Here is a 26,802-nt window from a genome sequence, read left to right on the forward strand (position 1 = left end):
TATCTCCAATCATCTGAAATGCATGGATTTTTATGACCTGCGTATGCACAGTACACCATACGGAAATGTCATTGTTTGTGATGGGATCTGCATCCCATGTGGGAAAGAGCGTAACGGTTGCAGCCATCTGCCGCTGTCTCGTGCGGCGGGGGATCACCGTAGCCCCTTTCAAATCGCAGAACATGAGCCTGAACTCGTACGTGACTCCTGATGGCGGGGAGATTGGTATGGCACAGGCGATGCAGGCAGTTGCGGCGCATCTGTTACCCCATACGGATATGAATCCGGTCCTCCTCAAGCCAAAAGGCGACTGTGTATCGCAGGTGGTGCTCAACGGGCGCCCGTACAAAGATGTTGCGATCACGGATTACTATAAAGAGACCCCCGAGCTTCTCAAAAAAGCACTTGAATCCTATCATAGATTGAAATCCACGTATGGCGAGGTGGTGATTGAAGGGGCGGGGGGTGCAGCAGAGCTCAATCTCTATGACCGGGATATCGCCAATACGCTGCTGGCAAAAAACCTCCGGGTCCCGATTATTCTTGTGGCGGACATTGAGCGGGGCGGGGTGTTTGCCCAGGTCTATGGGACACTCACGCTCCTTCCCGAAGAACTCAAACCGCTGGTAAAAGGCATTATTATCAATAAGTTCAGGGGAGACCCCACGATCTTTGAACCCGGCATAAAAAAGATCGAGGAGTTGACCGGGGTTCCGGTACTCGGGGTTGTCCCGTACTTCAGCCTGCCCCTGCCCAGCGAGGATTCGCTTTCGATTGGTGATAAAAAAGCCGGGCCAAATGGCGTAAGGATTGCCGTTATCCGTCTCCCCCGGATCTCAAATTTCACCGATTTCGAGCTGCTGGAATGTCATGCCGCTGTTGACTATGTGGCGCCCGGTTCATCGCTTGCAGGGTATGACTGTATCATTATTCCCGGCACCAAGAATACGATCGAAGACCTTTCGGTCCTTTTCCAGACCGGAACCGATCGCGAGATTAAAAATGCCCGGAAACTGGGTGTTCCTGTTATCGGGATCTGCGGGGGATACCAGATGCTGGGCCGGCAGCTCATCGATGCCGGTTTTGAGTCCGCAGCAGGGACCTACGAAGGGCTCGGGCTGCTTGACGGAATCACGCATTTCTCTTCCTATGACAAGACCACGACCCAGGTGACCCGTACCGCATGTGCCGTGCCACCAATACTATCTGCCATGGGTGAAATCACCGGTTATGAGATCCACATGGGGGTGACCGAGCCCGGTCGCGATGCGGAAGCATTGCACGGTGATGGCCGGGTGAGTGAGGACGGTCTGGTCTTTGGCACGTACATGCACGGGCTGTTCCAGAACCCGTCTGCAGCAAATGCCCTCCTCGCATTTCTCTCCGCAAAGAAAGGAATCCTATTTGAACCGATACCACTCTGCTCTGCGGATCCCTATGAGGTGCTGGCTGACCTGTTTGAAAAGCATGTGGATATGGATGCGATCCAGGCGATGCTGACATTATAGGCCCTTAAAAAAAATCCAGAATCTCCCCGGGATACCGGCGTGTGAAAATAACCGGAAAGATGTTCACCTGCTTAAAAATCAGCTGATGAGATTGGTGATGCTGTGAAACCCGCCGCCCTGCCGGTCAGCACATTTCACGGCTTCAGCCTTGGTGAAATCAACTTTTTCGGTTATCCTGCATTTTGTGCAGTAGAGAAGTGCCGGGGATTTGATGAACCGGTCCTGCACTTTGAACTCCCGGGAATGGATGCAGAACCCGCAGTTTTCCACGGGCTCTTTTTTTTCGGCAAGGCACTGCACCTTTCCTTTCATAACGGGCAGGATCCGGTATTCGTCATCGGTCATGGTATGAGTTCTCCTTAGTTAGGCATTGTGTCTGCCGGGAATATAAGACAATAGATGGGGGAATTGTTTGGGTTTAGTAGAATCCCATTTTGTCCGGATGTTAATTGACCCTTTAAGCGGTTTTACATCCATGATGAAGGTCAATATGACCTGAATTATGGGCGTAAACCCGGTAAAATCCCACTCTCTATCACTATCTTTAAAACACTCCAGCGCTAAAAATTGCGCTATGAAGGTGTGTATTATGTGCGGGGGCGAAGGCACCCGGCTCCGCCCGCTCACGTTTGAACGGCCAAAACCCTGTATTCCGATTGTTAACCGCCCGTCAATTCACCATCTCGTTTCACACCTGTCGAACCTGGGTTTCCGGGAAGTTGTCCTCACCCTTGGCTATATGGGAAAAGCTATCGAAGAAGCGCTGGGGGATGGCTCACTATTTGGCGTCGACATTACGTACGTGCACGAGGAATCCAAGCTGGGAACTGCCGGGAGCGTGAAAAACGCCCAGAAACATCTCGATGGCCAGGATTTCCTTGTGGTGGGTGGTGACCATGTCACTGACTTAAATGTGCTCGAGTTTTACCGCTCGCACCAGAAACAGAAGTGTACGGCATCCATTGGTCTCATCTCGATTGACGATCCGGGAGAGTACGGTATTGCCGAGATCGATGTGAGCTACGAGATAAAACGGTTCAAGGAAAAACCGGCGCCCGGTGAGATCTTCTCGAACCTTGCCAGTACCGGTATGTACGTGTGCAGCCCGGAGGTTTTCGATCATATCCCGTCAGGCACCCGGTATGATTTTGCCCGCGACCTGTTTCCCAGCCTGATGGAGAGCGGACACAGTATCAAGGGCTGGCTTGCCCGCGGCAACTGGACGGATGTGGGGAGCCCGCACTCGCTCCGCCAGGCTGAGCGCTGGAAATTGCAGGATCTCACGTTCACCGACATCATCGGGAACCTCTCCATGCATGGCGCACAGGTGCAGGGGCCGGTCCAGCTTGGGGATTCGATCACGCTGGGAAAGAATACCAAGGTTATCGGCCCGGTTTCTATCGGCCCGGGAACTACTATTGGCGATAACGTCCTGATTGGACCCTATACCAGCATGGGTGACAAATGTATCATCCGTAATAATTCCAAGATCTTTTCCTCATCGCTCTACAACCGGGTCATTGTCGGGGCGAACAGCTCCATTTCGGGCAGCATTATAGACAATGATACCCATATCGGGGATCATTGCAGTATCGAAAACGACACCGTGATCGGACCCCGCGTGGTGCTGCGGGATCATGTGGTTGTCCATTCCAAGACGCGCCTCTGGCCTGAAGTAGTTGTCCCGGACGGGATGATTGTAAAAGAACACGTACTCAATGAGAAATTTGACCTGCGGTATGACGGGTCGTAAAGGATAAAATCAGGCAACCCTGCCCCGTGGAGCAGGGTTTTTCAATCGTTTTTTCCCGCCCTGTGCAGTGGAGAAAAATCAGACTCTCTTTACCAGGCGGTGGGTGATTGCAACCAGCGGGTGCCGGGCGTAATCAAGTACCTGCACATCGTCCAGGGTCTTTAAATTCATTGCCTGGGCAGTCCGTTCCATGCCGAGCTCGATATCTTCCCGGATCTCGATAATATAGGCATCAAGGGCGGTAATCCCGAGGCGCTTTGCTGCAATCGCCCGGTGGTGACCGTCAACAAGAATAATTTTCCCCGGGCGTCTTACTACGATAATTGGTTCGGCCAGGCCTTTTTTTATCTCGTAGATTCTCCCTTCCAGTTCATCTTCATAGATCTTTGACTGGGTGGGCAGGAGTTCCATGACTGGTACGGTCCCGCGATCCAGGGATGGATCCACGCCATAGAGTTTCTTGAGCGTGGTAATGAAATTAAACACTTTTTCCGGGGAGACATGCTCGATCTGCGAGCGTATGACATCCGAATTGGAGATGATGCCCAGCAGGTGGTTTTTCTCATCAACCACGGGCAGCTTCTGGATGCCGGACCGGAAGATCACCCGGGCTGCATCATTGATATCCATATCGGGGTCAGCAACGATGAGGTTGCCGGACATCACCTGCTCTACTGCGGCCCCGGGATCAATAAACAGGAGATCGCGTGCGGAAATATACCCCACAACCGCCTCCCCGTCAACTACCGGAAAGCCGTCATGGTTTGTTTTCTGGATCTTCTCGATGACATCTTTTGCCGTGCTATGAAGATCAATGCTGACGACGTCATAGGTCATATAATCCTTGACCTTCTTCTTGTCCATTACTACATCTTCTGATAAGAGAATACTAAAAGACATCGGAAAAAAAAAGTATTATTGGTGTCTGTCCAGGATCTTACGGGCATAGTTTTTCCCGGCTTTTTTTTAGTTCAGGTACGACTTTTTCCCGGCAACTGCGGAATAGTTTATGACGGTTGGGTTACGATTTAATAAGGAGGATTGTTCCTAATGGGCGAAAAGAAACAGAAAGAAAAAACAATAGCACAATGGAAAAAGTTCGTGGTGGTCGGTGCCTGCGTCCTTTTTGTTGTACTGATGATTGTCTCGGGCATGGGATTTGGCTGGCTCAGTGCATTTTCCGTCGTCAAGCCCGGCGATGTGGCAGTGATCGATTACACGGTTTACGATGCGGCGGGAAATCCTCTTCTCACAACGGACCAGACGCTCTTTAAACAGGCTGCAGCCCAGGGAAAAGGAATGCTGTACTCCAAGCAGATTTCCATCACCTCCAACCAGTCGCTGGCGCACCCGCTCTTTCCGGTAGAGGTGTACTCAACCAGCTCAGGCTGGGGTGACAAGTTTGCACTTTTCAAACCTGAATACGATGCAATGAGTTCCGGTATCGTTGGCATGAAGGTGAACGGACAGAAACGGATTACCATACCGTCCTCCTCATCAATGACCCAGGTCTGGTCACCTGAAATGCTCAAACGCAATGGCATGAACCTGAGCGATATCAATGTCGGGGATATCCTGACGATGGCCGTGTCGGATAATCCAGAAGAGATGGCATCCAACCAGTCCGCCCTGACGTACATACGGATTGGCGAGATAAGCCAGAAAACCGATGAGGGTGCGGTCGTGGATTTCGGGTACCCCTCCATGGATATCCGCGTGGTATCGATTAATGGAAAATAAGTAATTCATACCCATACTTTTTTTTATAACGACTGTTCACACCTGTTCATGGCAGTGCGTGTGATCTGTTTTTACCAGCCGGGGTGCATGGGATGCATGGAGCAGACCCCGATCAACCGTGAAGTTGAAAAAAACCTTGCCGTCCGGATCGAAGAGATCGATGCGGTGAAAAATCCGCAGATGATCAAGCAGTACGGGTTAAAAGTGACACCGACTATCGTGATACTGGACAATGATGTGGTCAAAGAGCGGCTTGAAGGGGTTGTCCAGACAGAGCAGCTCGAAGCTACCCTGAAAAAATATCTCTGACCTTAAAAAAAAGAATTATGACCGGACCCCGTAGATCCGCTTGATACGGTGAGCTACGGTCTTCCAGCCTTCCTTTCGCATCAGGGGTCCGTCACGGAGCTTGAGGTGCGAGATCTGGAACTGCTTTCCGGAAACCACATACTTCTCACCTACGGTAAACTCCTGTTCGCCTTCACAGGGCATGTAGACCGGAATGGTCTTCCTGCCATCGTGGATGGAGATCTTAACTACCACCTGCTCGATGGCCCGGGTCCAGAGGGTCAGGATATCCTTTGCCTTAGCCCGCTGCACCCGCTTGTCGCCGGCCAGTTCGATGGAGGCTACCTGAACGCCGATGGCGTCATCCCCGCATTCCGCGACGAGGTGTTCTTCTACGCTGCATTCTTCATCTTCAGAGAGTTCAATGGCACCGACAACCGATGTCCCTTCACGGGAGACGATTGTCTTGATGAGCAGGGTCTGCGGCTCACGCTCTTTGGGAATCCGCTGGTGGTGACCGCAGGTAGTGCACCGGACCAGCTGATCGCGGGATTCGGCTACTACTTCGTGTTCGGTCTCATCCCCGCACTCCGGGCAATGGGCGGTAATAAACATTGAATATGAATGGAAACCCTCACATGATAAAGCATGGAGGCACAGGAAATTATCCATTGCCGGGGCCACCCGCTGGTATCCGGCAGTCACCCGACAACCTTTGAAGTAACTGCCGAGTCGCACCTGACGAGCACCGGCAACTGCATCATCGGAATTGCTGCAGACAAAGGCTGTGCCGGCCTTTCAGAAGAATTCAAAAAAGTGCTCTCGCACGACGATGCGCGCCTGCTGACCCGGCTCGCGTGCGGGGATGCCGCAGTCGAGATCCATTCCCGGGGTTCGTCGCAGTTCACTCTCACGCACCCGACCGACATGGTCTGGCGGAAGAGTTCGTTTGTCTGCGGGAGGACGATCGGCATCCTGTCAGACACTGTCGCGGCCACGCTGCCGGACGATCTGATCAGAAACCTGATCGGGGAACAGACAATGGTTGTAACCCTGATTGTTACGCGTCCCGGCTGAGGGTGGTGATCCGTACTTCTGCTTCCGCAAGCATGGTCTCGCACTGCTTGACCAGCACGGCACCCTGCTCATAGAGCCGCATGCTCTCGTCAAGGCCGGTTGTTCCGTCTTCGATCTTTTCGATGATCTGTCTCAGCTGTTCTGTTTTTGTCTCATAGGTTTCTTTCATGATCCACACGCTCCACGATTACGTTGGTATTCCCGTCATAAAACCGGATTTTCATCCGGTCGTCCTTCACGATTGCGCCAGCACTCTTTACAATCACGCCATCCTTTTCTGCCACGCAATACCCCCGGGCAAGCACGGCAAGCGGGCTCCGGCTTTCAAGAGCCGTTTTTGACTCTGCGAGGAGCAGGCGTTCGCGTTCGATCCGTGTCATACATGCCCGTTCGAGCCGGTCTGCAAGATCCGCAGTAGTGGTTTTCCGCTCCTCGATTTTCTGTAAAAAACGGCGGGGGCGCAGCCGGTCCCGCATGCCAATGAGTTCCTCCCGTGCCCATGCGATCCGCCCCTGCAGGGTTGCGGCCAGTAGCAATTTTAGTTCGTGAACCTGGAGGAGAAGTACTGCCCGGTCGGGTACCACAAGTTCGGCTGCTGCCGATGGGGTGGGTGCCCGCAGGTCGGCGGCGAGATCGGCTAACGTCACATCCACTTCATGGCCGATTGCGCTGACAACGGGAACCGGGCAGGCAGCGATGGCCCGCACGACATCCGGATGGTTGAAGGGGAACAAATCTTCAAAGCTGCCGCCCCCCCGGGCAACAATGATGACATCCACGCAGGTCCCGAGGCGACGGATTGCCTGTGCAATCTCGCGATGGGCAACTTCTCCCTGCACTGCAGTAGGCGAGATGATGATCTCTACTGGGTAGCGACGGGTAATAACCGTCCGGATATCATGGATGACTGCTCCCGTTTCGGAGGTGACAACACCCACTTTTTCCGGAAATGCCGGTAAGGGCCGTTTCTTCTCTGAGGCAAAGCACCCCTCGGCCGCCAGCTCTTTTTTCCACTGTTCCACGAGCAGGTACTTCTCGCCGAGACCCGCCTTCTTCATCTCCTTTACCTGTAACTGGTACGAGCCATGCGGTGCATACAGCCGGACCGTGCCGGAGACCAACACCTCCATGCCCTCTGCGGGAGTGAAAGCGAGTCGTTCGGCATCGGAGCGCCACATCACGCACTTGATCACCGCCGCAGTGCCACCCCCTCCTTTCTCTGACAGGGAAAAATAGCGGTGGCCCCGTGCATGGTGGGTATAGTTGGTTACTTCACCTTTGACCCAGACCCCCTGGAGGCGTGCATCGTCGAGGAGATTTTCGATAATGGCCGAGAGCTCCGATACCTGCAGGGGTGCAGTTTTCCCACCGGGAGATTCATCGGGCTTGTTGAACCAGTCCATCAACAACTATTAGGCAAAAACCGCATATGAATTAGTACTACCATGGTTTCGTTCTCCGTTGCGAGTATGTTCTTTCACGAGTACACGGTTCCTGAGATATTTTCGTTTGTCTCCCGCACCGGCCTGAACGCAATGGAGTTCTGGTTAGAAACCCCCCATTTCTGGCTCCGCGACCTGCCGGCCGATGAGGTGATCGCATGCCGGAAGGCTCACCCGGAACTTGCCACGCTGACCGTGCACACCCCTATCCTTGACTTAAATCCCTGTTCTATCAATCCTGAAGTCGTTGATGTATCCATCGGGTATGCCGTCAGGTCACTGCGGATAGCCGAACAACTCGGAGCCACGGTTCTCACCATTCATCCCGGCCGGCGCACGGCTAAGCGCCCTCCCAGTGATGCAGACCGGGTCCGCTTTGAGCATTATCTCTCGGTAATTCGGGATGCGGCACGAGGCAGTCCTGTCCGAATCGGCATGGAGAATATGGAACCGACCGTCAACTCGTTGCTCTGCACTCCGGAGCGGATGCGGGAACTCCTGGATGATGAACCGTGGCTGTTCTTCACGCTTGACGTGGCGCATGCCCTTGCACGGTCCGAAGAAGAGCCAATCCGGTATATCGAACTCTGTCATGACCGTCTCATCAACGTGCATATCAGCCGCTTCGATCATGGCAGGGCGCATTTCCCGCTCGACCGGTATGCGACGATGGCGCAGGTCATGGAATGCTTAAAGGATCACCGGTATGACGGGTACCTTACGCTCGAAATTGAGGACCTGAACTTTGATCACCTGTTCTCTGCTGAAGAAAAGATCGCAGTCCTTGCCCGGGATTGTGCATTTATGCGGGAATGCATGCGATAAGCGCTGGGTTTATAAAATTCACCCCCGAATATAGTAGTGAAATTTCATTTATGCATAGTCAAAATAAGCGTGCAACAGCACGATGTGAAGTACAATGATCCAGGACGCATTGCAGATCCTGCTCTTTATTATCTGTATCCTCCTGTCCGCATTTTTTTCCAGTGCGGAAGTTGCACTTATCTCGATCCACCGGGCAAAAGTGCGGACTCTTGTCAATGAAGGAAGACCGGGATCACAAGCAGTTGCTGTGTTAAAAGAATCCCCTGAACACCTGCTCATCACGATCCTCATCGGGAACAATATTGTCAATGTTGCAGCAGCAGCACTTGCCACCTCAATTGCGATCCAGATGTTCGGGGACATTGGTGTGGGGATCGCTACCGGTTTTGTCGTCATCGTGCTGCTCCTCTTTGGCGAAATCACTCCTAAGATCTATGCCGCACACGCATCGGATTCATTTGCCCTGACGGTGGCACCCATCATACTTTTCCTCTCGCGTCTCTTAACCCCGGTTATCTGGTTAGTCGAACGGGTCAGCCCGAAACTGGGTCTCGGAAAAGATTTTGCAGAACCGGTAGTCACCGAAGAGGAGATCAAGGAATGGATCGATGTGGGCAAGGAAGAGGGCACAATCGAGCAGGGCGAGCAGGACATGCTCTACTCGGTGCTTGAGTTCGCAGATACCACTGCCCGGGAGATCATGACGCCCCGCGTCAATGTCATTTTAATGGAAGATACGGTCAGCTTTGAAGAAGCGATCAGGATCTTCAATGACACCGGGTTCTCGCGTATTCCCGTCTACCATGAGCATATCGATAATATCACCGGTATCTTAAATGTCAAGGATGTCTTTTCCGCGATGGTTTCGCGACGCAAGGACTCGGCAATAAAAGAAGTGATGTACGACCCGATGTTCGTGCCCGAGACCCAGAAGATCGATGACCTGTTAAAGGAACTGCAGGTGCACCGGGTGCAGATGGCCGTTGTCATCGACGAGTACAGCAGTTTTGTCGGCATTGTAACCGTTGAGGATATCTTAGAAGAACTCGTCGGCGACATCATGGATGAGTTCGATAAGGAAGAACCTGAAGTGCAGGAACTTGCACCGGGTGTCTATGTGATCGATGCCCAGACATGGGTTGAGGATATCAACGAAGAGATGAACCTTACCCTCCCGACCGATGAATCCTACGAGACCATTGGCGGACTCATCATCGACCGGCTCGGGCATCTTCCGAAACACCCCGGAGAAAAGGTGGATATCGCGATCGGCAATGGTGTCACGCTCGTGGTCATGCAGATGCACGGCCGCAGGATCGTGAAAGTGAAGATCGTGGTCCACCCGGAACCGAAGAATGGGAAGCAGAACGAATAATCCGGGTGTGAACGAAATCTCCCGCGAGGAAAACAGATGAAACGCATTGCCGTGGTTGCATCGGGCAGGGGTTCGAATTTCCAGGCGGTCATCGATGCCATCCGTGATGGCAAGGTACCTGCGGAATGCGTTGCGCTGATCACGGATAACCCGAAAGCCTACGCGATTGAACGGGCGCAGAAGGCGAATATCCCGTGCAGGATCATCGATTATACCACGTTTCCCTCCCGTGAAGTCTACGAGCGGGCGCTCCTTTTCTCTATGCAGGAAGTGGATGCGGACCTCTTCGTTCTTGCCGGTTACATGCGAATTCTCGGCTCATCGATAGTCAGGGCGTTTCCCGGGAAGATGATCAATATCCATCCCGCCCTCCTGCCCGCGTTTACCGGGCTTCATGCCCAGCGGCAGGCCGTGCAGTACGGGGTAAAAGTGGCTGGCTGTACCGTGCATTTCGTTGACGAAAGTCTTGACGGGGGCCCCATCATCCTCCAGAAAAGCGTGCCGGTACTGGAGACCGATGATGAAGACGATCTCGCGGAGCGGATATTAGAGCAGGAGCATATCGTGTTTCCCGAGGCGGTCCGGCTTTTCTGTGAAGACCGGCTGGTGATTGAGGGGCGGAAGGTCCGGATTCTTTAACGGGCCCTGGGCGACTGATGCATATAATCCGTATTTGTCTCAGGATCCTTTTGTTCACCGCGACTATTTCATCTGGCACGCTGATAGTATTGCACAACCGGGAGCCGGTGACGAGGCAATGAAAGAGCGATCCAAAACACCCGCGACAAAACAGATTGCACGGGAGCGTATTGAAGTCCTGTTCGAACAGGCACGGCTCGCTTTTGCAGAGTTTCCGGATCTCAGTAACCGTTATGTGGAGCTCGCGCGCAGGATTGCCATGCGCCAGCGAATCCGGATCCCGCAGGAATTGCGCAGGAAATACTGCCATCACTGCAACTCCTACCTCGTGCCGGGAAGCAATATGCGGGTGCGGGTGCACTGCGGCAATGTCGTGGTCACCTGCCTTGCCTGCAAACAACATACACGTTATCATGTGGTGAAACCTCATGTCGGAAGAAGCGAATAACCTGATGCAGGATCTCAAGCCAACCGTCTGGATTGGCAAACAGGGCTGTACCGAGACGATGATCGAAGAGATCGTTGCCCAGCTCAAGAACCGGAAGATGATCAAGGTAAAATGGCTCCAGTCCGTGGAAGTCGACCCGGAGGCAATTGCCCTGCAGGCCCGGGCAAAACTCGTGCAGACACGGGGGCGGACCATGGTGCTTGCGGACAAAAAGATGAACATAAAAAAGTAAATCCGTTTTTCTTCGGTCAAATGGGCATTCCGCCACTTGGAAATATATAAAAACTTTCTTCGCAAATAAGTAAAGACTGTTATTGAAAAATTCAACAGTGAGGTCTCTAGATGACAACAGTATACGATGTCCCCGCCGACCATATTATCCGTAGGGTCGCTGAGGAGCTCAAGAAGCGGAAGGAAATAACACCGCCGGAATGGGCTGCCTTTGCAAAGACCGGGGTACACAAAGAAATGCCGCCTGAAGATCCCGACTGGTGGTTCACCCGGGCAGCAGCAGTGTTGAGACGCGTCTATGTCGACGGCCCCCTGGGCGTCGAGAGGATGCGAAGCTTTTACGGTGGTAAGAAGAACCGTGGATCACGCCCGAATGCATTCCGCAAGGGCAGTGGATCAGTCCTGAGAAAAGCTCTCCAGCAGCTGGAAGCAGCAGGCCTGATTGTCCACGACAAGACCGGCCGTAAAGTGTCACCGGCAGGCATGTCTTTCATGGACAACCTGTCCCACGAGGTAAAGATTACGCCTCCGGCACCGGTACCGAAGCGTGTCGTCCCTGTAACCGAAGAGCCCAAGAAGGTTGATACCAAGAAGAAGGCAAAGGTTGCAGTCGAAGGCGCAGACGGTGCCAAGACCGAGAAGAAAGCGCCGAAAGGCAAGAAAGCAGAAGCTAAAAAGTGAGGTGTTGCAATGGGAGACGATGAACTGAGTGAACTTCGCAAACGCCGGATGGCGCAAATGCAGCAGCAGGCTGGCGATCAGCAGGAAGAGCTTGAACGCCAGCAGAAGCAAAAAACTCAGATACAGATGCTCCTGATGCAGGTTCTCGAGCCGGATGCCCGGGAACGCTTAAACACCATCAAACTGACGAAGCCGGAGTTTGCATCTTCGGTGGAACAGCAGTTGATCTCTCTCGCCCAGAGCGGGAGAGTCAAGAATAAAATCACGGATGCGCAGCTCAAAGAACTGTTACGGCAGATTGCGCCGGCGAGACGTGATTATACGATCACACGAAGATGAAAGCCGGTGTGCTCTACAGCGGCGGAAAGGACAGTTCCCTTGCAGCAATAATGCTGGGTACGTATTATGAGGTCGAACTAAATACGTTCGTGCTCGACCCACTCCGCCAGATCCCATCGTTGGAGGCTGCGGCACAGGCTTTGGGGTTTCCCCTGATAAAACGTGTGTTTCGTGAAGGACTGAAAGACGAGCTGGTGGACCAGGTTGTGTCATGCGGGTACCCGAATGATGCGATCAACCGCATCCACCATATCGCGGTCGAAACCCTCAGCAGGGAGTATAAAGTAGTCGGTGACGGAACACGGTTCAATGACCGGGTTCCGATGCTGACCCGTGCTGAGGTACAAAGCCTTGGAAACCGGACCGGGTGTTCGTATGTGCGACCCCTGTTAGGCTTTGTCAAGGCGGAAGTCGATCGTCTGGTTGACCGGTTTCTCATCGTGGAATACGGGGAGACCGGGACCATCCGGAACGGTGATTACGAAGCTGAGATCAGGGAGGCGTTCCGCTTACGCGGAATCGATTCTGCCCCCCTCTTTCCGGCACACCATGACCAGTCGCTGGTCATCGGGAGAAAGTCATAATATCTGGTGAGTAAAATGAGCAAAGTAAGCAAAGGCAGGAAGATCCGGCTGGCCAAAGCATGTGACCAGAACCGCCGTGTGCCCCAGTGGGTAATGGTTAGGACCAAGCGTGGGGTTGTTGCGCACCCGAAGAGAAGAAACTGGCGCAAGAGCCAGCTGAAGGTGTGAGCTATGGCAGAAATAATGAAGGAACATGTCTACATCATCCCTCTGCGGAATGCAAAGAGGATGCCGCGCTGGAAGCGATGCAATGGCGCAATGAAGGATATCAAGAAGTATCTCGCCAAGCACATGAAGAGCGAGGATGTCAAGATTGATCAGGGCATCAATGAGAGAGTGTGGTACCGGGGCGCAGAGAAGCCACCGTCAAAGATCCGGGTCCGCGCAATGAAGATGGAGGACGGGCAGGTTCAGGCTGAACTTGCACCGGAATCGTAGATGGAAAGGACGATCACGTTTGCATGCGATCCGAATATCGGGGTTTTTGCCCGGGTAGTCGGAAATGTCGCTATAATACCGCCGGAATCCCCCGAGGAATTCAGGCATGCAGTAAAGGAGTCCCTCAAAGTCGAGGTCATTGAGACCACGATCCAGGGAAGCACAATCATCGGTTCGCTGGTTGCGGGTAACAGCCGGGGCGTTGTCGTCTCGGGTCTCGCATCGGAAGAGGAGATCCATCTTCTGGAGAAGCACCGCAAGGTGTTCCTGCTCAGCGATACGATGAATGCCGCGGGCAACGTGATCATGGCCAACGATACCTTTGCCGCTGTTCACCCGGATCTTCCGGAGAGCGTGGCAAAAGCGATCGGCGAGTTCCTCGAAGTAGAAGTGATTACGCTGGTTCTTGGTGGCGTGAAGACCGTCGGTATGGCGGGCGTTGCTACGAACAAGGGCGTTATCGTGCACCCAAGGGCTACTGCTGCCCAGATCAAGAAGATCGAAGATGTTGCGAAGATCCCGGTCGGTACCGGGTCGATCAACATGGGCAGCGGGCTTATCGGTACTGGCCTCATGGTCAATGATACCGGTTACCTTGCGGGGAACGCGACGAGCGGGTTTGAACTTGGCAGGATTGAAGACGTATTTGGATTTCTGGAGTGATGATGATGGAGAATCAGAAGTTTGAGGTTAAAGGAACCTTTTTGAATGGTCTGGAATGGGCCCCGTACACGAAGATTATCGCGGCACCCAATGCAAAGCAGGCAACGGAACGCACCTTTGCGGTGATTGGCAGCAAGCACAACCTGTGAAGCTCGTCACCGCTGAGTAATTTTTTTTATTTCTTTTCTCGTGGATTTTTGAATTACGTTTTTGTCAAGTGCGACTTGCTGTACGAAATTTAAAAATCTGTCCCGGAACTTTCTCCAGCGTGTCATGCCGGAAGTTCGGATCAGGTAATGTGTTTTACTCTGGAATATGACAGGAGTCGTTGAACCGGAAATGGTGATATCCTGTTTTGAGAGAAAAAATGTATAGTCTCAAAGGATAATGTACTTTTTATGAAATATACGGTAGTGCTTGAACCCCAGGAAGAGGGAGGTTTCACGGTCCAGTGCGTGGAGATCCCCGGCGCAATCAGCGAGGGTGAGACCCGTGAAGAAGCGCTTGCCAATATCAAAGAAGCCATAGAACTTGTTCTTGAAGTTCAGAGAGAAGAACTGAATAAGACATCCCCCGCACTGCACCGCGAGATCTCCAAGGTCGAAGTGGCGGATGTCGCATAAACTCCCGGTTGTCTCCGGAGAGGATCTCGTCAAGTACCTTTCAAAGCAGGGATTCGAGGCCAAACGACAATCTTCGAGCCATGTGGTTGTGCAGAAAGACTGGCGTGTCTTCTCTGTCCCTCTTCACCGGGAACTGAAGAAAGGCACCCTGATTGGAATTCTCAAACAGGCATGGATTGAGGTTGAGGATTTCAAACGGGGATTCAGGTAAGACCGGGTTCCGTTTTTTTCATTTTATTATTTTACTGTTTATTTGAGGTTAAAGGAACCTTTTTGCATGGTCTGGAATGGGCCCCGTACACGAAGATTATCGCGGCACCCAATGCAAAGCAGGCAACGGAACGCACCTTTGCGGTGATTGGCAGCAAGCACAACCCACGGCCGTAAAGGCTGAGTAATTTTTTTTAGTTTCTTTTCTCGCTATCGTATTATCTATCTATTCAATAGGATCTAATGGATATTGGAAAGAATTAATGTTATTAATGGGAGTAAATCTTTTATTTCCTTACTAATATCTTTTCCAATATCTATAGCATCCTTTACATTTCGTAACCATTTTTGGGTATTTTCTTTTGTAAGCGCTGCCGGGGGTCGCTCAATTTTTGTATTTTGAAACGCATCGAGTTTCTCAAGTTGTTGAATTAAATATTGGGTATTCTGTTGAATATTTACATCGATAGAAATACTGCTGTTCATTGATTGATTAATTATTAATTGTGGTTTATTTGAGGTTTGCAAAACTTCAATTTGTGCCTCTTTTATTTCTATTGTTCGAGTTTTTTCTCTCAATTCGTCAACTAATCGTGCTTTTGCTTTTTTGTCTAATTGTTTTTCTTCTTCGGAATAGACAATTTGTTTAATTAATTCTGATACGTTCGGCTTTGAAAGAATTTGAAATGCAATAGAATCTGCATCGCCATCATGATCATTGTGCAAAGCTTTTCGAAGTTCGTCTAATAAGGGAGATCTTAAAAAAACTTCTTTTAGTATTTCTGCATTTTCTTCACCAAAATCGACTTTTAATGAAACAAGTTTTGAGTAATCATCCAAAGATAATTCTGTAGTAGGTTGCCTTACTGTATATTTTAAGAGAGCAATTTTTACATCTTCTATATCTATATCATTGAATCTTATTTTTGAATACGCGAAAAGATAATTTAAAAATGTTTTAGGTTGAATGACGAAGCCTATATCATCATATTCTTTTAGTTGCGAATAATTTATAAATGATAATAAATTATCATACGTCAAAAACCATTGCCATTTATCCTTATTCTGTTTTGAAGTATTTTTCTTATAGGAGTAAATTAAGGAAATACAATAGGCATCATGATCATATAGATATTCATTTCTTTTCCGAGGTTGATAATCGATATCTCTACCCGCTCTTTCATGGTGTCTGAATTCATCGGCGATTTTTATAAAATTTTTAATTTTACTATAACAATTTAGATTTGTTGGCGGAATTATTTTTTCGGGAATTCGTTTAATATTCCAGTTCTCACTAATTGTTTTTTCCCAGGCATCTAAAAGAATAATATATTGACTCCAGGATGTTTTTTCTTTTTGATTCAAATAATCTAATATAAATTGATTGTTACTTGCGCCACGTGAACCCTTTTGCAGATTACCCGTTTCTTGTTTTGAGGAGTTGATGAGTTTGTTAATTTCTAGTTTAGTCCTATCTGTATAATAAATTGGAATTTTCATTTTTTTGCATTGATTGCATAAAGACATTGAAAGCATGTATTTGGGATCTGTTTTACACAACAATGGCACAATAAAACTTGTATCTAATAATAAAAATTCAATTTTTTCACTAAAATCAATCGATGGAATTTCTTGTTCGCGTGAGACCAAATCGATATTAATAAGTCCAATATATGATTTAAAAATAAAATCTGTTAGGATTCTCGAGGTCCCTGATAAATATTCTAATAATATTGTTTCAAATTTGTGTCTGACCTCTTTCACAGAAAATGCATTTCCCAGTTCAATTTTTAAGACGGGAATAATATTTTCAATCGGTATTGTATCGATCTGATTATCTAGCGGTTTTGAACTTACATATCTCGTAAGAATTCGCAATAAAATATTATCAAAAACATTCCTCAATTCTTTGTGGAGATGTAAATCATATGAAGGATATCGTGCAATTAAAAATTTTTGAAAATCTAACCATATAGGTTGAGTTAGTTCAGAAAAGTCAGGAATTGTCTTTTTAATAGTAATTTTATATTGAGTATTTCCTAAATCCTCAAGGATTTTTTCTTTTATCAACTCTTCTAATATCGAAACAATATCAGCATCGTTTAGAATACATTTGGTGATTGCTTCGATCTTTTGTGATATATCTTTTAATGTAATTTTAGTGTTAATTTCAAATTCGTTTAAACCCGCCAATACGAGACTTTTTCGAATTTCGCGTCTTTGTTCAACTAAATTTCCTTGAGTAATTATTGACAAACGAACAATTAACTCATTATCATTTAGAAGACATTCGTGAAAATCTGTGGTATTTATTGCATTACTATCCGTCATTTATGCCCCACTGAATATACAAAAAGATTCTGATATTAATAAGTGAACTTATTTTGTTTTCATTTAAAGAGTTCGTTTTTATAGAGAATTGTTTTCTTCTCTGCATCATTTCATCAACCCCCCATTCAGCTAGTACAAGACAAGAAAACTCTCCCATCCGCTTTAATCTCAGTGGGGGACCCCCCTGTCCAATCCTGGAGGGGGGGTAGCTAGCCCCCCATACCCCCCCTCATATTTTGGAGAGGGGGAGGGGGTGGTACCCCCTCTTGGCAAAGACAGGGGGTACCCCCGCCTTCTTTTTACCGCCCGGCAAATCCCCCATCAGACGTGACTCCACGCAAAGCCGTGCTCCCATACCTGCCCCAAAGGGGGGGAGGTACCCTGTCTTGCGCTGGACAGGGGGGTAGGGGGTCCCCCCCTCACTTTTTGGAGTGGGGGTGGGTAGGGTACCATACCCCCCCTCGTACTTTGGAGAGGGGGAGGGGGTACCCCCCTGTCGTACCCGGGAGCGGTCCCCTCCCCCTCTTCTTTTCCGGATGATCAAACCGGTAAGTCCACGTCGGAGTTCCACGCGAAGCACACCGTCTGCCCGTGAAGGGAAAAGGGGGGGTGGTACCCTGTCTTGCGCGGGACAGGGGGGTAGGGGGTCCCCCTCTCTCTTTTTTGAGTGGGGGTAGGCAGGGTACCCTACCCCCTCTCGTACTTTGGAGGGGGGGTGGTCAGGGCAGGATACCCCCCTCTTCCGGAAGAGTGATGGAGGGTGTGGGTACCCCTCCGGGCACAAGATGGGTACCCACCCCCGCTTCATCTATTACCTGCCCCTTCTGGTAGTTCGCAAGCGCAACATCGCTGTGCTGCCCCATGCCAAATCCTTATATCCAATACCCGGCAACCTGATCAATAGTACGAAAGCGGACTATTGTTATGGCCAGCCTGTTCAGATTTTCATCACACAGCGGAAAAGAGAGGAGCCTGCTCGCGCTCTATATTCTCCACACCTTGCAGGAGCGCCCGAAATCCGGTTATGATCTCTTAAAGGAGATCGCAGAGACAACCGGCGGGGCGTGGGAGCCGAGCAAAGGTACCATCTACCCCCTGCTCAAACAGCTTAAAAAAGAAGAGCTCATCGAAGGTGCACCAACAGAGACCCGGGGAAAGACCCTCTTTTCCGTAACGGAGAAAGGACTTACCACGCTCGCCACCATCCGGGAGATGGGCCGGGATCACCACCGGAAGATGACCCAGTACAAGAACCTCATCTTTGCCATCATGGGCGGGAGCGAGCATTCGGTAAAAGGGCTCCTCTTCAACATCCGGGCAATCGTTGAGGAGATGCCCCCGGGAACAGAGAAACAGGTCATAACCGTACTCGAACAATGCCGTGAAAACTTACAAAGGATCACCTGATCATGACTACCGCAATCCACGTAGAAAACTTAACCCGGCGATTTGGCGAACTCGTTGCTGTCGACCACATATCCTTTGAGATCGGGCAGGGCGAGATCTTCGGCCTGCTGGGACCAAACGGCGCCGGCAAGACCACCACCCTCTCCATGCTCGCAACCATGCTCAAGCCGAGTGAAGGAACCGCCACGGTAAATGGCATTGATGTTGAACGCGATGAGGATGGCGTCCGGAGATCGATTGGTATCGTCTTCCAGGATCAGAGCCTTGACGAAGAACTCACGGCATGGGAGAACATGGACTTCCATGGCCGGCTCTACCGTATTCCCATGGATATCCGGAACCAGCGGATCGATGAGCTCCTGAAACTTGTCGAGCTCGTTGACCGGAAAAACGACATAGTCAAGACCTTCTCCGGTGGGATGCGCCGTCGCCTTGAGATTGCCCGGGGACTGCTCCACCATCCCTCGGTCCTCTTCCTTGACGAACCCACGCTGGGTCTTGACCCCCAGACCCGCAACCATCTCTGGCAGTATATTGCCACCCTGAGCCAGGAGAAGGGGATTACGATCATCCTCACCACGCACTACATGGAGGAGGCCGACCGGCTCTGCAACCGGGTCGCCATCATCGACCATGGTAAGATCATCGCTCTCGACACGCCCGCAAATCTCAAGGACGGGATCGGCGGCGATGTTGTGACGATCAGGTCAACAGATACCGCAGCGATTGTAGAGACGCTGAAAGAACCGTGGATCAACCGCATGGATACGCATGACGGTGAAGTGGTCATCAGCCTGAAGAATGCGGAGCAACACCTCAGCACGATTGTCACGCTCCTTGTTGGCCGGCAGATCCCGATCAGTTCGATCTCCGTCCACAAACCGACACTGGAGGATGTATTCCTCTCCTTTACCGGAAAGACCATCCGGGAACAGGAAGCAAGTACCACGGAGATAATGCGGCAGCAGATGAAGAAGATGGGGAGGCACTAGATCATGGATATTATTTACACCATCTGGCTCCGCAGCATGAAGCGGTTCATCCGGTCAAAGAGCAGGATCATCGGGAGCATCGCGATGCCGCTCTTCTTCCTGCTCTTCCTCGGCTTTGGGTTGAACTCGGTAGTCAATATCCCGGGCCTCGGCGAGAACTACATCCAGTTCCTCATCCCGGGCATGGTTGCCATGAGCGTGCTCTTCACCTCGGTCTTCTCGGGCATCCAGATCATCTGGGACAAGCAGTTCGGGTTTTTGAAAGAGACCCTTGTTGCGCCGGTCACCCGGCTGGAGATCATGCTCGGCCAGACTGCCGGGGGAGCAACAACTGCGGTCATCCAGGGCCTGACGATCCTGATCCTGTCGCTCCTGATCGGCCTCTCGATTCAGTCGATACCCGGGTTCCTTGTCGCGATCGGGTTCATGGTCCTTATCGGGATCGGCTTCACCGCGTTTGGTATCGCCATTGCATCGACAATGGAGGACATGAACGGCTTCCAGCTCATCATGAACTTCGTCATCTTCCCGATCTTTGGGCTGTCAGGAGCACTCTTCCCCATCAGCTCGCTGCCCGGGTGGCTTGGTGCGATTACGATGTTCGACCCGCTTACCTACGGGGTAGAGGGTATCCGCTATGGCCTGACCGGGGTCTCGCAGATCAACCCCGTCATCTGCTTTGCCGTCATCGCCGGTTTTACCCTTGCAATGACCGGAATCGGGGCTTACCTGTTCCGGAAGATCAGCGTCTGAAATGAGATAAAAATCCAGTCTTCCTCTTTTTCCTGAGTGAAATCTCTTGGGTGTGGCATACGGGATTTTTTTAAGAGCCCGACAACAGGGGCACTCTTTTTTTGGTTCCCGCCTCGTGCAGTATCGACATCTTACGAATTTTGTGCACCGGTATTGGAATTTAAATTAATGAAATTATGAAAGATTTATCAGTCTGTGTTTTTAAAAGGGAGGGCATGCAGGAAAAAACGGGGATTCTGCTCGTTCTGGTTTGTATTGCTGCCATAGTCTGTGCCGGATGCACAGGATCAGCACCTGCGGGTACTCCGGCAGGTACTGAGGTTAAGGCAACAGTCCCGCCGGCAACAACAGAGATACCTGCAACAACGGTGATAAAGGTCGCTCCGGATACGTCGGTTCCGACCCAGGTCCAGAATACAAGCGTAAACCAGGAAACAACGGTTACCGCACAAGTCACGGAAACGATCCCGGCAAAAACTGCGGATCCTATTCTCCACCGTTATATTTTCAAATGGCCGGTAGCAGTGAATGGTATCGATTATGGATATGAATATAAATTCTACCCCGACGGCTCTGTGACCTATAAGTATGGACCCCTCTCTGAGGTATCAAGTGTCATGACGATCAACCCCACCTCACAGATGGGCGGGACCTGGATGAATCTGGGCGATAATAAATACCTGGTGAAGATTATTCCCGAAGGAAAGAATGTCCAGTCGTATACCCGGGAATATACCCTGGTGGCGGAATATGAAGATCCCCTCTACCCAGGAAAGATCAATACGGAACATATCGAAAGCGACTATGAAAAGGGTGCAATTTTCCCGGGCCGGGATACTCTCAACCAGATGTATTACCCGGAGCGGGCAAAGACCGATTAATCATCTCCCTTTTTTTATTGAATCACGTTCTCCCCGGGTATATTGCCACACCGCTCCTGTTCGATGGCCCGACAGATCCGGGGATCGCGGTAGCAATCCGGTCCCCCAGCAAAACCGATGGTCTTTTTTGAAACGGGCATCCGACCCACCGGTATCACCATGATGTATTTATGATGCCGGAGGACAAACATATCCGGAGTCACGATTATTTTCAATCCGACACGAATACGAGGAGGCAGATTTTGGCAACAAATACTCAACAACAGGACCAGCGCGAACTGATGATGCTCCAGCAATACCTCAAGGATTACGGGCAGCAGGCCGAGATCTTTGTCGAGCAGTTGAACCTGCTCGAAAATGGCAGGATGGAGGCAAGTGCCGCCATTGAGGCACTCGAAGCAATGGTTGCCGCAGACGACAATACCGTCCTCCTCCAGATCGGTGGCGGGACAAGCGTGCGGGCAAAGGTGCTCGAGCCTGAGAAGATCCTTGTCGCCATCGGTGCAGAAGTCGTCATTGAACGAACCAACAGTGAAGCCGTGGAATTCTTAAAAGGGCGGATCATGGAGATGGAAGCTTCGCAGAAGCGGGTATCCGAGACGCTTGAAAAGCTCCGTGCCCAGATGAACGAGATCACCAAACGGCTTGAGTTCGGGTACCAGCAGTCCCAGCAGATGGGTGTACCGCAGGAAGAGGAATAACGAGGTCTTTTCTCATGTTTGGGGGGCTTAAGGAGCGGTTGCAGGCCGCAAGAAACCGGTTAAGCAGCAGTATCGGAGCGGCTGCTGCACCCCCTGAGGCTGAGCCGGTCGCCACGCCTTCTACCCCCGCTCCCGCTGCCGTCCCGGGAGAACCGGCAAAAACGTTATCCCCAACTTTTGTTGACAAGGTCAAGGTCCTTGTCCTTGAACGGGAACTGATCGTATCGGACAAGAGTATCGCCGATGCCCTGTCGGAACTGGAGATGACCCTGCTCGAAAGCGATGTGGCCCTGCCCGTCACTGATGCCATCATCCTCCATGTCCGGAAAAGCCTGGTCGGGAGACACCGGAAGATCAGCGAATCGGTGGATGCGATGGTGGTCAGTGCCTTAAAGTCGGCACTTCTCGAAGTGCTGGGCAAGGGCTTTGACCTGAATGAATACATCAGGACCCACCCCCATCCGGTCAAGATCCTGTTTACCGGCGTAAACGGGACCGGCAAGACCACGAGCGTTGCCAAGATCGGCTCGTATCTCCGCAAACAGGGCTTTACGGTCGTGATCGGAGCCGGGGATACGTACCGGGCCGGTGCAATCGAACAGATCGCGGTCCATGCGGAGCGGCTGGGCATCAAGGTTATCCAGCACAAGGAAGGTGCAGACCCGTCTGCGGTTCTCTTTGATACCGTGCAGTACGCCATCTCGCACAAGATCGATGTCGTGCTCGCCGATACTGCCGGGCGGTTCCATACCAAGTCGAACCTGATGAACCAGCTCGACAAGATCAAACGCGTGATGAAACCCGATCTCGTGATCTATGTCGATGAAGCCGTAGCCGGCAACGATGCGGTTATCCGGGCCGCCGAATTTGACAAGACGGTGGGTGCCGATGCGATTGTGCTTACCAAGGCCGACATGGACTCGAAAGGCGGGGCCGCGATCTCGATCGCCCATACGATAGGAAAACCGCTGATGTTCCTTGGGGTCGGCCAGTCCTATGATGATATCATCCCGTTCGATCCCGCGGGAATGGTCGATGAACTCCTGGATGGTGCCTGATGCTCGACAATCTCTCGTACTCCTTAAAAGATGCATTAAAAAAACTGGCCGGAAAGACGGTCGTCGATCGTGCAGCAGTCGATGAACTGGTAAAAGATCTCCAGCGGGCGCTCATCTCTGCGGACGTAAACGTCAAGCTCGTTATGGAGCTGAGCAAGGCGATCCGCACCCGATCTCTCGATGAGCAGCTGCCCAAGGGCACCAATGTCCGCGAGCATGTCCTGCGCATCGTGTACCAGGAACTTGTCCGGCTTGTCTGGGCATCCACTGAAGTAAAACTCGAACCCCAGACTATCCTTATGGCGGGGCTTCAGGGCAGTGGTAAGACCACAACCACCGCAAAACTTGCCCGCTATTTCCAGAAGAAGGGCATGAAAGTTGCGGTGATCTGTGCCGATACATTCCGCCCGGGCGCTTACGACCAGCTCAACACGCTCTGTACCAAGATCCATGTGCCCTGCTTTGGCAACCCGGCGGAAAAGGATGCCATCAAGATCACAAGGGAAGGGCTCGCAGCCCTCAAGGACCACGAACTGATCATCGTCGATACCCAGGGCCGGCATGCTCTCGAAGCCGATCTTATCCAGGAGATCATCGATCTCAACAATCTTACGAAAGCCACGCACCGCTGGCTCGTTATCGATGCAGCACTCGGCCAGCAGGCAAGCGAGCAGGCAAAACGGTTCCACGAAGCGATCGGGATCGATGGCGTCATCATCACCAAGATGGACGGTACCGCAAAAGGCGGTGGCGCAATGTCTGCGGTTGCCGAGACCAAGAGCGGGATTGCGTTCATCGGTGCCGGTGAGACGATTGAGGATCTCGAACGGTTCGATGCCGACGGGTTCATCTCCCGCCTGCTCGGCATGGGTGACCTAAAGGCACTCTACGAGAAGGCCACCGAGGCGATGAACGCGGAAGACGTGGATATCAACGCGATGATGAAGGGCAAGTTCACCCTCCGCGACATGTACAAGCAGCTCGAAGCCCTCAACAAGATGGGCCCGTTAAAGCAGATCATGGGCATGCTTCCGATGGGCAACATGGAACTGCCCGAAGGGGTGTATGATGTCACGAGCACCAAGATGGTGCGCTACCGGATCATCATGGACTCGATGACCCCCCTTGAACTCGATGATCCCACACTCCTCAACAGCTCCCGCATGTCGCGGATCGCTCACGGATCAGGAGCAAAACCCGATGAAGTCCGCGAACTGCTCAAGTACTTCAAAATGATGCAGCGCACCCTGAAAGGGCTCCGCGGAGCAACGGGCGGCGGCGGCGGGAAGTTCAATATGCAGCGCCTGATGAAACGTTTCTCCGGCCAGCAATGAGCCCCGATATGACAGTATTTGCGATTATCGGGCATATTGCCCGGACTGACGGGGGCTATTCCCTCAATGACCTGCCGGGCAGCGGCGGGCGGATGGATGTGCTCTGCCGGTGCGTGAATGCCTCGTTCTTCCTCTCGCATGATCTCCGCAGGGACGTGGAATGCTACCTTGTGCTCTGCGGTGCGCCGGCGGGTCCGAAGACCGTGAAGTTCTCCGGGGAAACGGTACGTTCGCTCTCCCCGGATGAGCGGAGTGCCGGAGCATTGATAAAAAAGGCGCTCGATACGGTATGCGGCAATGAGTTCCGCGAAGCGGCTGATGGCATTCATGTGCGCAAAGGGGGCCTTGAACGGCTCCTGACCGAGCATACGTTTGCGGTGCTGGATGAGCATGGGGCAGATATCCGGAAGGCAGGCCCCCTTCCCGATGCGTTCCTGCTCTCCGATCATCTCAACTTCACCGAAGCCGAAGAACTACTCATAAAAGACTGCCCGCGGTTTTCCGTGGGGCCGAACTGCCTGCATGCCGATCACACGATCACGGTGCTGCAGAACGAACTGGACAGGAGAAAGAGCCAATGGACGTAAACGAACAGGTGGATAAGATCCTCGAATATGGCGACTGCTGCGATCACTGCCTCGGGCGGTTCTTTGGCAAACGCTCGCACGGGCTGAGCAATGATGAACGCGGAAGGTCATTGAGGATCGCAAAAGCGATCGTGGCAAATGTTCCCTATAAGAAATTCAGCGCAACCTGCTGGGTGTGCGGGAATTTCTTTGACAGTGTCCCGCTCTGGGCAGACCGCGTTATTGCCGCAGTTGCCGGTCTGGAATATGATAATTTCCTGGTTGGCTGCCGGGTCCCCCCGTTGATTGCCGAGAACGAGGAGATGGTCTGGAGTGACCTGTCGCTCACCGAGCCGGAACCGTTCAAGTCGGAAGTGAACCGCGAGGTGGGAAAGGCCGTCTCCGCCCGCACGGGCAAGGTAGTGGATTTCAAGAATCCCCAGATCGTAGTCATTCTCGATCCCGCTACCGGCAATACCGAGGTGCTGATCAACTCGGTCTTCTTCTATGGCCGATACCAGAAGTTCGAGCGGGGTATTCCGCAGACGCACTGGGACTGCCGGGCGTGCCGGGGCAAGGGATGCGAGAAGTGCAATTTCACCGGCGCCCAGTATCTTGATTCCGTGGAAGAGCTGATCGGCAGGCCGGTCATTGCTGCCTTTGACGGGACCAATGCCGTGCTGCATGGGGCCGGAAGGGAAGATATTGATGCGCGGATGGTGGGCACGGGGCGCCCGTTCATCCTTGAAGTGGTTGAACCCAAACGGCGCACCCTTGACCTTAAGGCACTTGAAGCCGAGATTAACCGGACGGCGGACGGGCGGGTTTCGGTGGAACTGAAACGCTGGACCGACCGGGCTGAGGTGGAAACCCTTAAATCCAACAAAGCGCATAAAAAATACAGGATCCTGGTCGAGGTTGACGGCGCATTATCTGCGGATGAGTTCGCAAATGCTGTAAAAACCTTGGAGGGCGTCACAATACAACAGCGCACGCCCGAAAGGGTCGCTCACCGGAGAGCAGACAAGATCCGGGAGCGAAAAGTCCTCGCGATCGAGCATGCAGGCGAACAGGACGGCAAATTTGTTGTCGAAGTCCTGGGAGAAGCCGGCCTCTACATCAAAGAGCTCGTGAGCGGGGATTCTGGCAGAACCCGTCCGAGTCTTGCCGAGATCCTGAAAAAACCGGCCCGCGTTACCAGCCTCGACGTAACACAGGTAGAAGGAATGAAGGAGGGAGATTAAACATGGCACATCACAATGGTCCACGAAAGGGAACACGGTATAAGTACAAGAAAGATCTGAGAAAGCGCGGGCTGCCGCCCGTAACCTCCGTCATCCAGCATTTCGAATTAGGTGACAGGGTGCACATAGTGTGTGAGCCAAGTATCCAGAAGGGTATGCCCCACCGCAGGTTCCACGGAAAGACGGGAACCGTTATCGGTCGGCGTGGACGTGCATGGATGCTTACCATCCGCGATGGTAACGCCGACAAGACCGTCATTTCCAGACCACAACATCTAAAAGCACAAAAGTAAACTCACTGTTTAGGTGATTGGCATGAAAGTCAAGGGTATAATTAGCGAAGAAAAGGTTACGCTCCCCGAGATGCGCGGAGTCCTTTTAGCGGTGGAATCCGAACGGGTTGCCGCCGAGAAGGAGATGTCATACGAGTTCCGGCGCTGTATTGAACATGCTAATCAGCTGACAAAGACCACGCCGGAAAAAGCTCAGGCTCTTGTAGCCGACCTCCTCAAATTGGAAAAGATGAAACCGGAGATTGCGTACCGTATCGCCAATATCATGCCAAAGACCCGCGATGAGGTCAGGGCGATCTACGCAAAGGAGCGGTTCACGCTTCTGCCGGAAGAAGTCGACGCTATCGTCGAACTGGTGATGACACACTTCTGAGGTGT

General features: G+C 51.9%; 36 protein-coding genes. 30 read left to right on the top strand and 6 right to left on the bottom strand.

Annotated features, from left to right (window positions below; translation table 11 throughout):
- Positions 1-65 precede the first annotated feature (65 nt).
- Positions 66-1,508: a cobyric acid synthase CobQ gene (locus CVV30_01950; GenBank protein ID PKL70151.1), complete on the top strand. Its 1,443-nt coding sequence runs from the start codon at positions 66-68 to the stop codon at positions 1,506-1,508.
- A gap of 78 nt (positions 1,509-1,586) precedes the next feature.
- Here CVV30_01950 and CVV30_01955 read toward each other — a convergent pair whose 3' ends face one another.
- Entirely contained in the window at positions 1,587-1,853 is a 267-nt protein-coding gene (locus CVV30_01955) for a hypothetical protein (protein PKL70152.1), read from the bottom strand.
- Positions 1,854-2,082: 229 nt separating this feature from the next.
- Here CVV30_01955 and CVV30_01960 point away from each other — a divergent pair, with 229 nt between their 5' ends.
- Positions 2,083-3,261 (top strand): mannose-1-phosphate guanyltransferase, encoded by a 1,179-nt coding sequence (locus CVV30_01960; protein PKL70153.1) that lies wholly within the window; start codon positions 2,083-2,085, stop codon positions 3,259-3,261.
- A 78-nt stretch (positions 3,262-3,339) separates the two neighbouring features.
- Here the strand turns inward: CVV30_01960 and CVV30_01965 are convergent, their stop codons facing one another.
- Complete coding sequence (locus tag CVV30_01965) at positions 3,340-4,125, bottom strand: hypothetical protein (GenBank protein PKL70154.1); 786 nt, start codon at positions 4,123-4,125, stop codon at positions 3,340-3,342.
- 186 nt (positions 4,126-4,311) lie between these two features.
- Between CVV30_01965 and CVV30_01970 the strand changes: the two genes are divergently transcribed.
- Positions 4,312-5,001: a hypothetical protein gene (locus tag CVV30_01970; protein ID PKL70155.1), complete on the top strand. Its 690-nt coding sequence runs from the start codon at positions 4,312-4,314 to the stop codon at positions 4,999-5,001.
- A 48-nt stretch (positions 5,002-5,049) separates the two neighbouring features.
- Complete coding sequence (locus tag CVV30_01975; protein ID PKL70156.1) at positions 5,050-5,310, top strand: thioredoxin; 261 nt, start codon at positions 5,050-5,052, stop codon at positions 5,308-5,310.
- 15 nt (positions 5,311-5,325) lie between these two features.
- Here the strand turns inward: CVV30_01975 and CVV30_01980 are convergent, their stop codons facing one another.
- Positions 5,326-5,904: a hypothetical protein gene (locus tag CVV30_01980; GenBank protein PKL70157.1), complete on the bottom strand. Its 579-nt coding sequence runs from the start codon at positions 5,902-5,904 to the stop codon at positions 5,326-5,328.
- Positions 5,905-5,937: 33 nt separating this feature from the next.
- Here CVV30_01980 and CVV30_01985 point away from each other — a divergent pair, with 33 nt between their 5' ends.
- Complete coding sequence (locus CVV30_01985; GenBank protein ID PKL70158.1) at positions 5,938-6,366, top strand: DUF371 domain-containing protein; 429 nt, start codon at positions 5,938-5,940, stop codon at positions 6,364-6,366.
- On the opposite strand, the gene xseB is transcribed toward CVV30_01985, so the two are convergent.
- Both xseB and xseA read right to left on the bottom strand, forming a co-directional pair.
- Entirely contained in the window at positions 6,350-6,535 is a 186-nt protein-coding gene (gene xseB, locus CVV30_01990) for an exodeoxyribonuclease VII small subunit (GenBank protein PKL70159.1), read from the bottom strand. The two genes, CVV30_01985 and xseB, sit on opposite strands and share 17 nt — an antisense overlap.
- Positions 6,519-7,769 (bottom strand): exodeoxyribonuclease VII large subunit, encoded by a 1,251-nt coding sequence (gene xseA / locus CVV30_01995; protein PKL70160.1) that lies wholly within the window; start codon positions 7,767-7,769, stop codon positions 6,519-6,521. The genes xseB and xseA overlap by 17 nt, the downstream gene beginning before the upstream one ends.
- A gap of 42 nt (positions 7,770-7,811) precedes the next feature.
- On the opposite strand from xseA, the gene CVV30_02000 reads away from it, so the two are divergent.
- The 14 genes from CVV30_02000 (at position 7,812) to CVV30_02065 (ending at position 14,865) form a co-directional block, all read left to right on the top strand.
- Positions 7,812-8,633 (top strand): sugar phosphate isomerase/epimerase, encoded by an 822-nt coding sequence (locus CVV30_02000; GenBank protein PKL70161.1) that lies wholly within the window; start codon positions 7,812-7,814, stop codon positions 8,631-8,633.
- A gap of 94 nt (positions 8,634-8,727) precedes the next feature.
- Positions 8,728-10,008, top strand: a complete 1,281-nt coding sequence (locus CVV30_02005; GenBank protein ID PKL70162.1) for an HlyC/CorC family transporter — start codon at positions 8,728-8,730, stop codon at positions 10,006-10,008.
- Between the two features lie 36 nt (positions 10,009-10,044).
- On the top strand, positions 10,045-10,647 hold the full coding sequence (locus CVV30_02010) for a phosphoribosylglycinamide formyltransferase (protein PKL70163.1): 603 nt from the start codon (positions 10,045-10,047) through the stop codon (positions 10,645-10,647).
- A 118-nt stretch (positions 10,648-10,765) separates the two neighbouring features.
- Positions 10,766-11,095 carry a ribonuclease P gene (locus CVV30_02015; protein ID PKL70164.1) on the top strand — a complete coding sequence of 110 codons (330 nt, stop codon included), beginning with the start codon at positions 10,766-10,768 and terminating at the stop codon, positions 11,093-11,095.
- A 4-nt stretch (positions 11,096-11,099) separates the two neighbouring features.
- Positions 11,100-11,327, top strand: coding sequence for an RNA-binding protein (locus CVV30_02020; protein PKL70936.1), 228 nt, complete (start codon positions 11,100-11,102; stop codon positions 11,325-11,327).
- 110 nt (positions 11,328-11,437) lie between these two features.
- Positions 11,438-12,007 carry a 30S ribosomal protein S19e gene (locus CVV30_02025; GenBank protein ID PKL70165.1) on the top strand — a complete coding sequence of 190 codons (570 nt, stop codon included), beginning with the start codon at positions 11,438-11,440 and terminating at the stop codon, positions 12,005-12,007.
- A gap of 9 nt (positions 12,008-12,016) precedes the next feature.
- Complete coding sequence (locus CVV30_02030) at positions 12,017-12,346, top strand: hypothetical protein (GenBank protein PKL70166.1); 330 nt, start codon at positions 12,017-12,019, stop codon at positions 12,344-12,346.
- Complete coding sequence (locus CVV30_02035; GenBank protein PKL70167.1) at positions 12,343-12,930, top strand: alpha hydrolase; 588 nt, start codon at positions 12,343-12,345, stop codon at positions 12,928-12,930. Before CVV30_02030 ends, CVV30_02035 begins: the two co-directional genes overlap by 4 nt.
- Before the next feature lie 15 nt (positions 12,931-12,945).
- Positions 12,946-13,098: a 50S ribosomal protein L39e gene (locus CVV30_02040; protein PKL70168.1), complete on the top strand. Its 153-nt coding sequence runs from the start codon at positions 12,946-12,948 to the stop codon at positions 13,096-13,098.
- 3 nt (positions 13,099-13,101) lie between these two features.
- Entirely contained in the window at positions 13,102-13,368 is a 267-nt protein-coding gene (locus CVV30_02045; protein ID PKL70169.1) for a 50S ribosomal protein L31e, read from the top strand.
- Positions 13,369-14,031, top strand: a complete 663-nt coding sequence (locus CVV30_02050; GenBank protein ID PKL70170.1) for a translation initiation factor IF-6 — start codon at positions 13,369-13,371, stop codon at positions 14,029-14,031.
- A gap of 5 nt (positions 14,032-14,036) precedes the next feature.
- Positions 14,037-14,180: a 50S ribosomal protein L18a gene (locus tag CVV30_02055; GenBank protein PKL70937.1), complete on the top strand. Its 144-nt coding sequence runs from the start codon at positions 14,037-14,039 to the stop codon at positions 14,178-14,180.
- Positions 14,181-14,429: 249 nt separating this feature from the next.
- Complete coding sequence (locus tag CVV30_02060; protein ID PKL70171.1) at positions 14,430-14,654, top strand: type II toxin-antitoxin system HicB family antitoxin; 225 nt, start codon at positions 14,430-14,432, stop codon at positions 14,652-14,654.
- On the top strand, positions 14,644-14,865 hold the full coding sequence (locus CVV30_02065) for a hypothetical protein (protein ID PKL70172.1): 222 nt from the start codon (positions 14,644-14,646) through the stop codon (positions 14,863-14,865). Before CVV30_02060 ends, CVV30_02065 begins: the two co-directional genes overlap by 11 nt.
- Before the next feature lie 239 nt (positions 14,866-15,104).
- Here CVV30_02065 and CVV30_02070 read toward each other — a convergent pair whose 3' ends face one another.
- Entirely contained in the window at positions 15,105-17,195 is a 2,091-nt protein-coding gene (locus CVV30_02070; GenBank protein PKL70173.1) for a hypothetical protein, read from the bottom strand.
- Between the two features lie 924 nt (positions 17,196-18,119).
- Here CVV30_02070 and CVV30_02075 point away from each other — a divergent pair.
- The 11 genes from CVV30_02075 to CVV30_02125 all read left to right on the top strand — a co-directional run bounded on the left by CVV30_02075 (position 18,120) and on the right by CVV30_02125 (position 26,797).
- Positions 18,120-18,602, top strand: coding sequence for a hypothetical protein (locus tag CVV30_02075; GenBank protein ID PKL70174.1), 483 nt, complete (start codon positions 18,120-18,122; stop codon positions 18,600-18,602).
- A gap of 2 nt (positions 18,603-18,604) precedes the next feature.
- On the top strand, positions 18,605-19,594 hold the full coding sequence (locus CVV30_02080) for an ABC transporter ATP-binding protein (protein PKL70175.1): 990 nt from the start codon (positions 18,605-18,607) through the stop codon (positions 19,592-19,594).
- Between the two features lie 3 nt (positions 19,595-19,597).
- The gene (locus CVV30_02085) at positions 19,598-20,347 is read left to right on the top strand and encodes a multidrug ABC transporter permease (protein PKL70176.1); all 750 of its coding nucleotides are present in this window, start codon (positions 19,598-19,600) and stop codon (positions 20,345-20,347) included.
- A 176-nt stretch (positions 20,348-20,523) separates the two neighbouring features.
- Positions 20,524-21,228 (top strand): hypothetical protein, encoded by a 705-nt coding sequence (locus CVV30_02090; GenBank protein ID PKL70177.1) that lies wholly within the window; start codon positions 20,524-20,526, stop codon positions 21,226-21,228.
- 170 nt (positions 21,229-21,398) lie between these two features.
- Positions 21,399-21,929, top strand: a complete 531-nt coding sequence (gene pfdA / locus CVV30_02095) for a prefoldin subunit alpha (GenBank protein PKL70178.1) — start codon at positions 21,399-21,401, stop codon at positions 21,927-21,929.
- A 14-nt stretch (positions 21,930-21,943) separates the two neighbouring features.
- Positions 21,944-22,987, top strand: coding sequence for a signal recognition particle-docking protein FtsY (locus CVV30_02100; protein PKL70179.1), 1,044 nt, complete (start codon positions 21,944-21,946; stop codon positions 22,985-22,987).
- Entirely contained in the window at positions 22,987-24,321 is a 1,335-nt protein-coding gene (locus CVV30_02105; GenBank protein ID PKL70180.1) for a signal recognition particle protein, read from the top strand. The genes CVV30_02100 and CVV30_02105 overlap by 1 nt, the downstream gene beginning before the upstream one ends.
- Before the next feature lie 8 nt (positions 24,322-24,329).
- Positions 24,330-24,908 carry a tRNA (pseudouridine(54)-N(1))-methyltransferase TrmY gene (locus CVV30_02110; GenBank protein ID PKL70938.1) on the top strand — a complete coding sequence of 193 codons (579 nt, stop codon included), beginning with the start codon at positions 24,330-24,332 and terminating at the stop codon, positions 24,906-24,908.
- Positions 24,899-26,131 carry a tRNA pseudouridine(54/55) synthase Pus10 gene (locus CVV30_02115; protein PKL70181.1) on the top strand — a complete coding sequence of 411 codons (1,233 nt, stop codon included), beginning with the start codon at positions 24,899-24,901 and terminating at the stop codon, positions 26,129-26,131. The genes CVV30_02110 and CVV30_02115 overlap by 10 nt, the downstream gene beginning before the upstream one ends.
- Before the next feature lie 2 nt (positions 26,132-26,133).
- The gene (locus tag CVV30_02120; GenBank protein PKL70182.1) at positions 26,134-26,424 is read left to right on the top strand and encodes a 50S ribosomal protein L21e; all 291 of its coding nucleotides are present in this window, start codon (positions 26,134-26,136) and stop codon (positions 26,422-26,424) included.
- A gap of 22 nt (positions 26,425-26,446) precedes the next feature.
- Entirely contained in the window at positions 26,447-26,797 is a 351-nt protein-coding gene (locus tag CVV30_02125) for a DNA-directed RNA polymerase subunit F (protein ID PKL70183.1), read from the top strand.
- The last annotated feature ends 5 nt before the right edge of the window (positions 26,798-26,802 follow it).

Source organism: Methanomicrobiales archaeon HGW-Methanomicrobiales-1 (assembly GCA_002839675.1).
Lineage (GTDB): Archaea > Halobacteriota > Methanomicrobia > Methanomicrobiales > Methanospirillaceae > Methanoregula.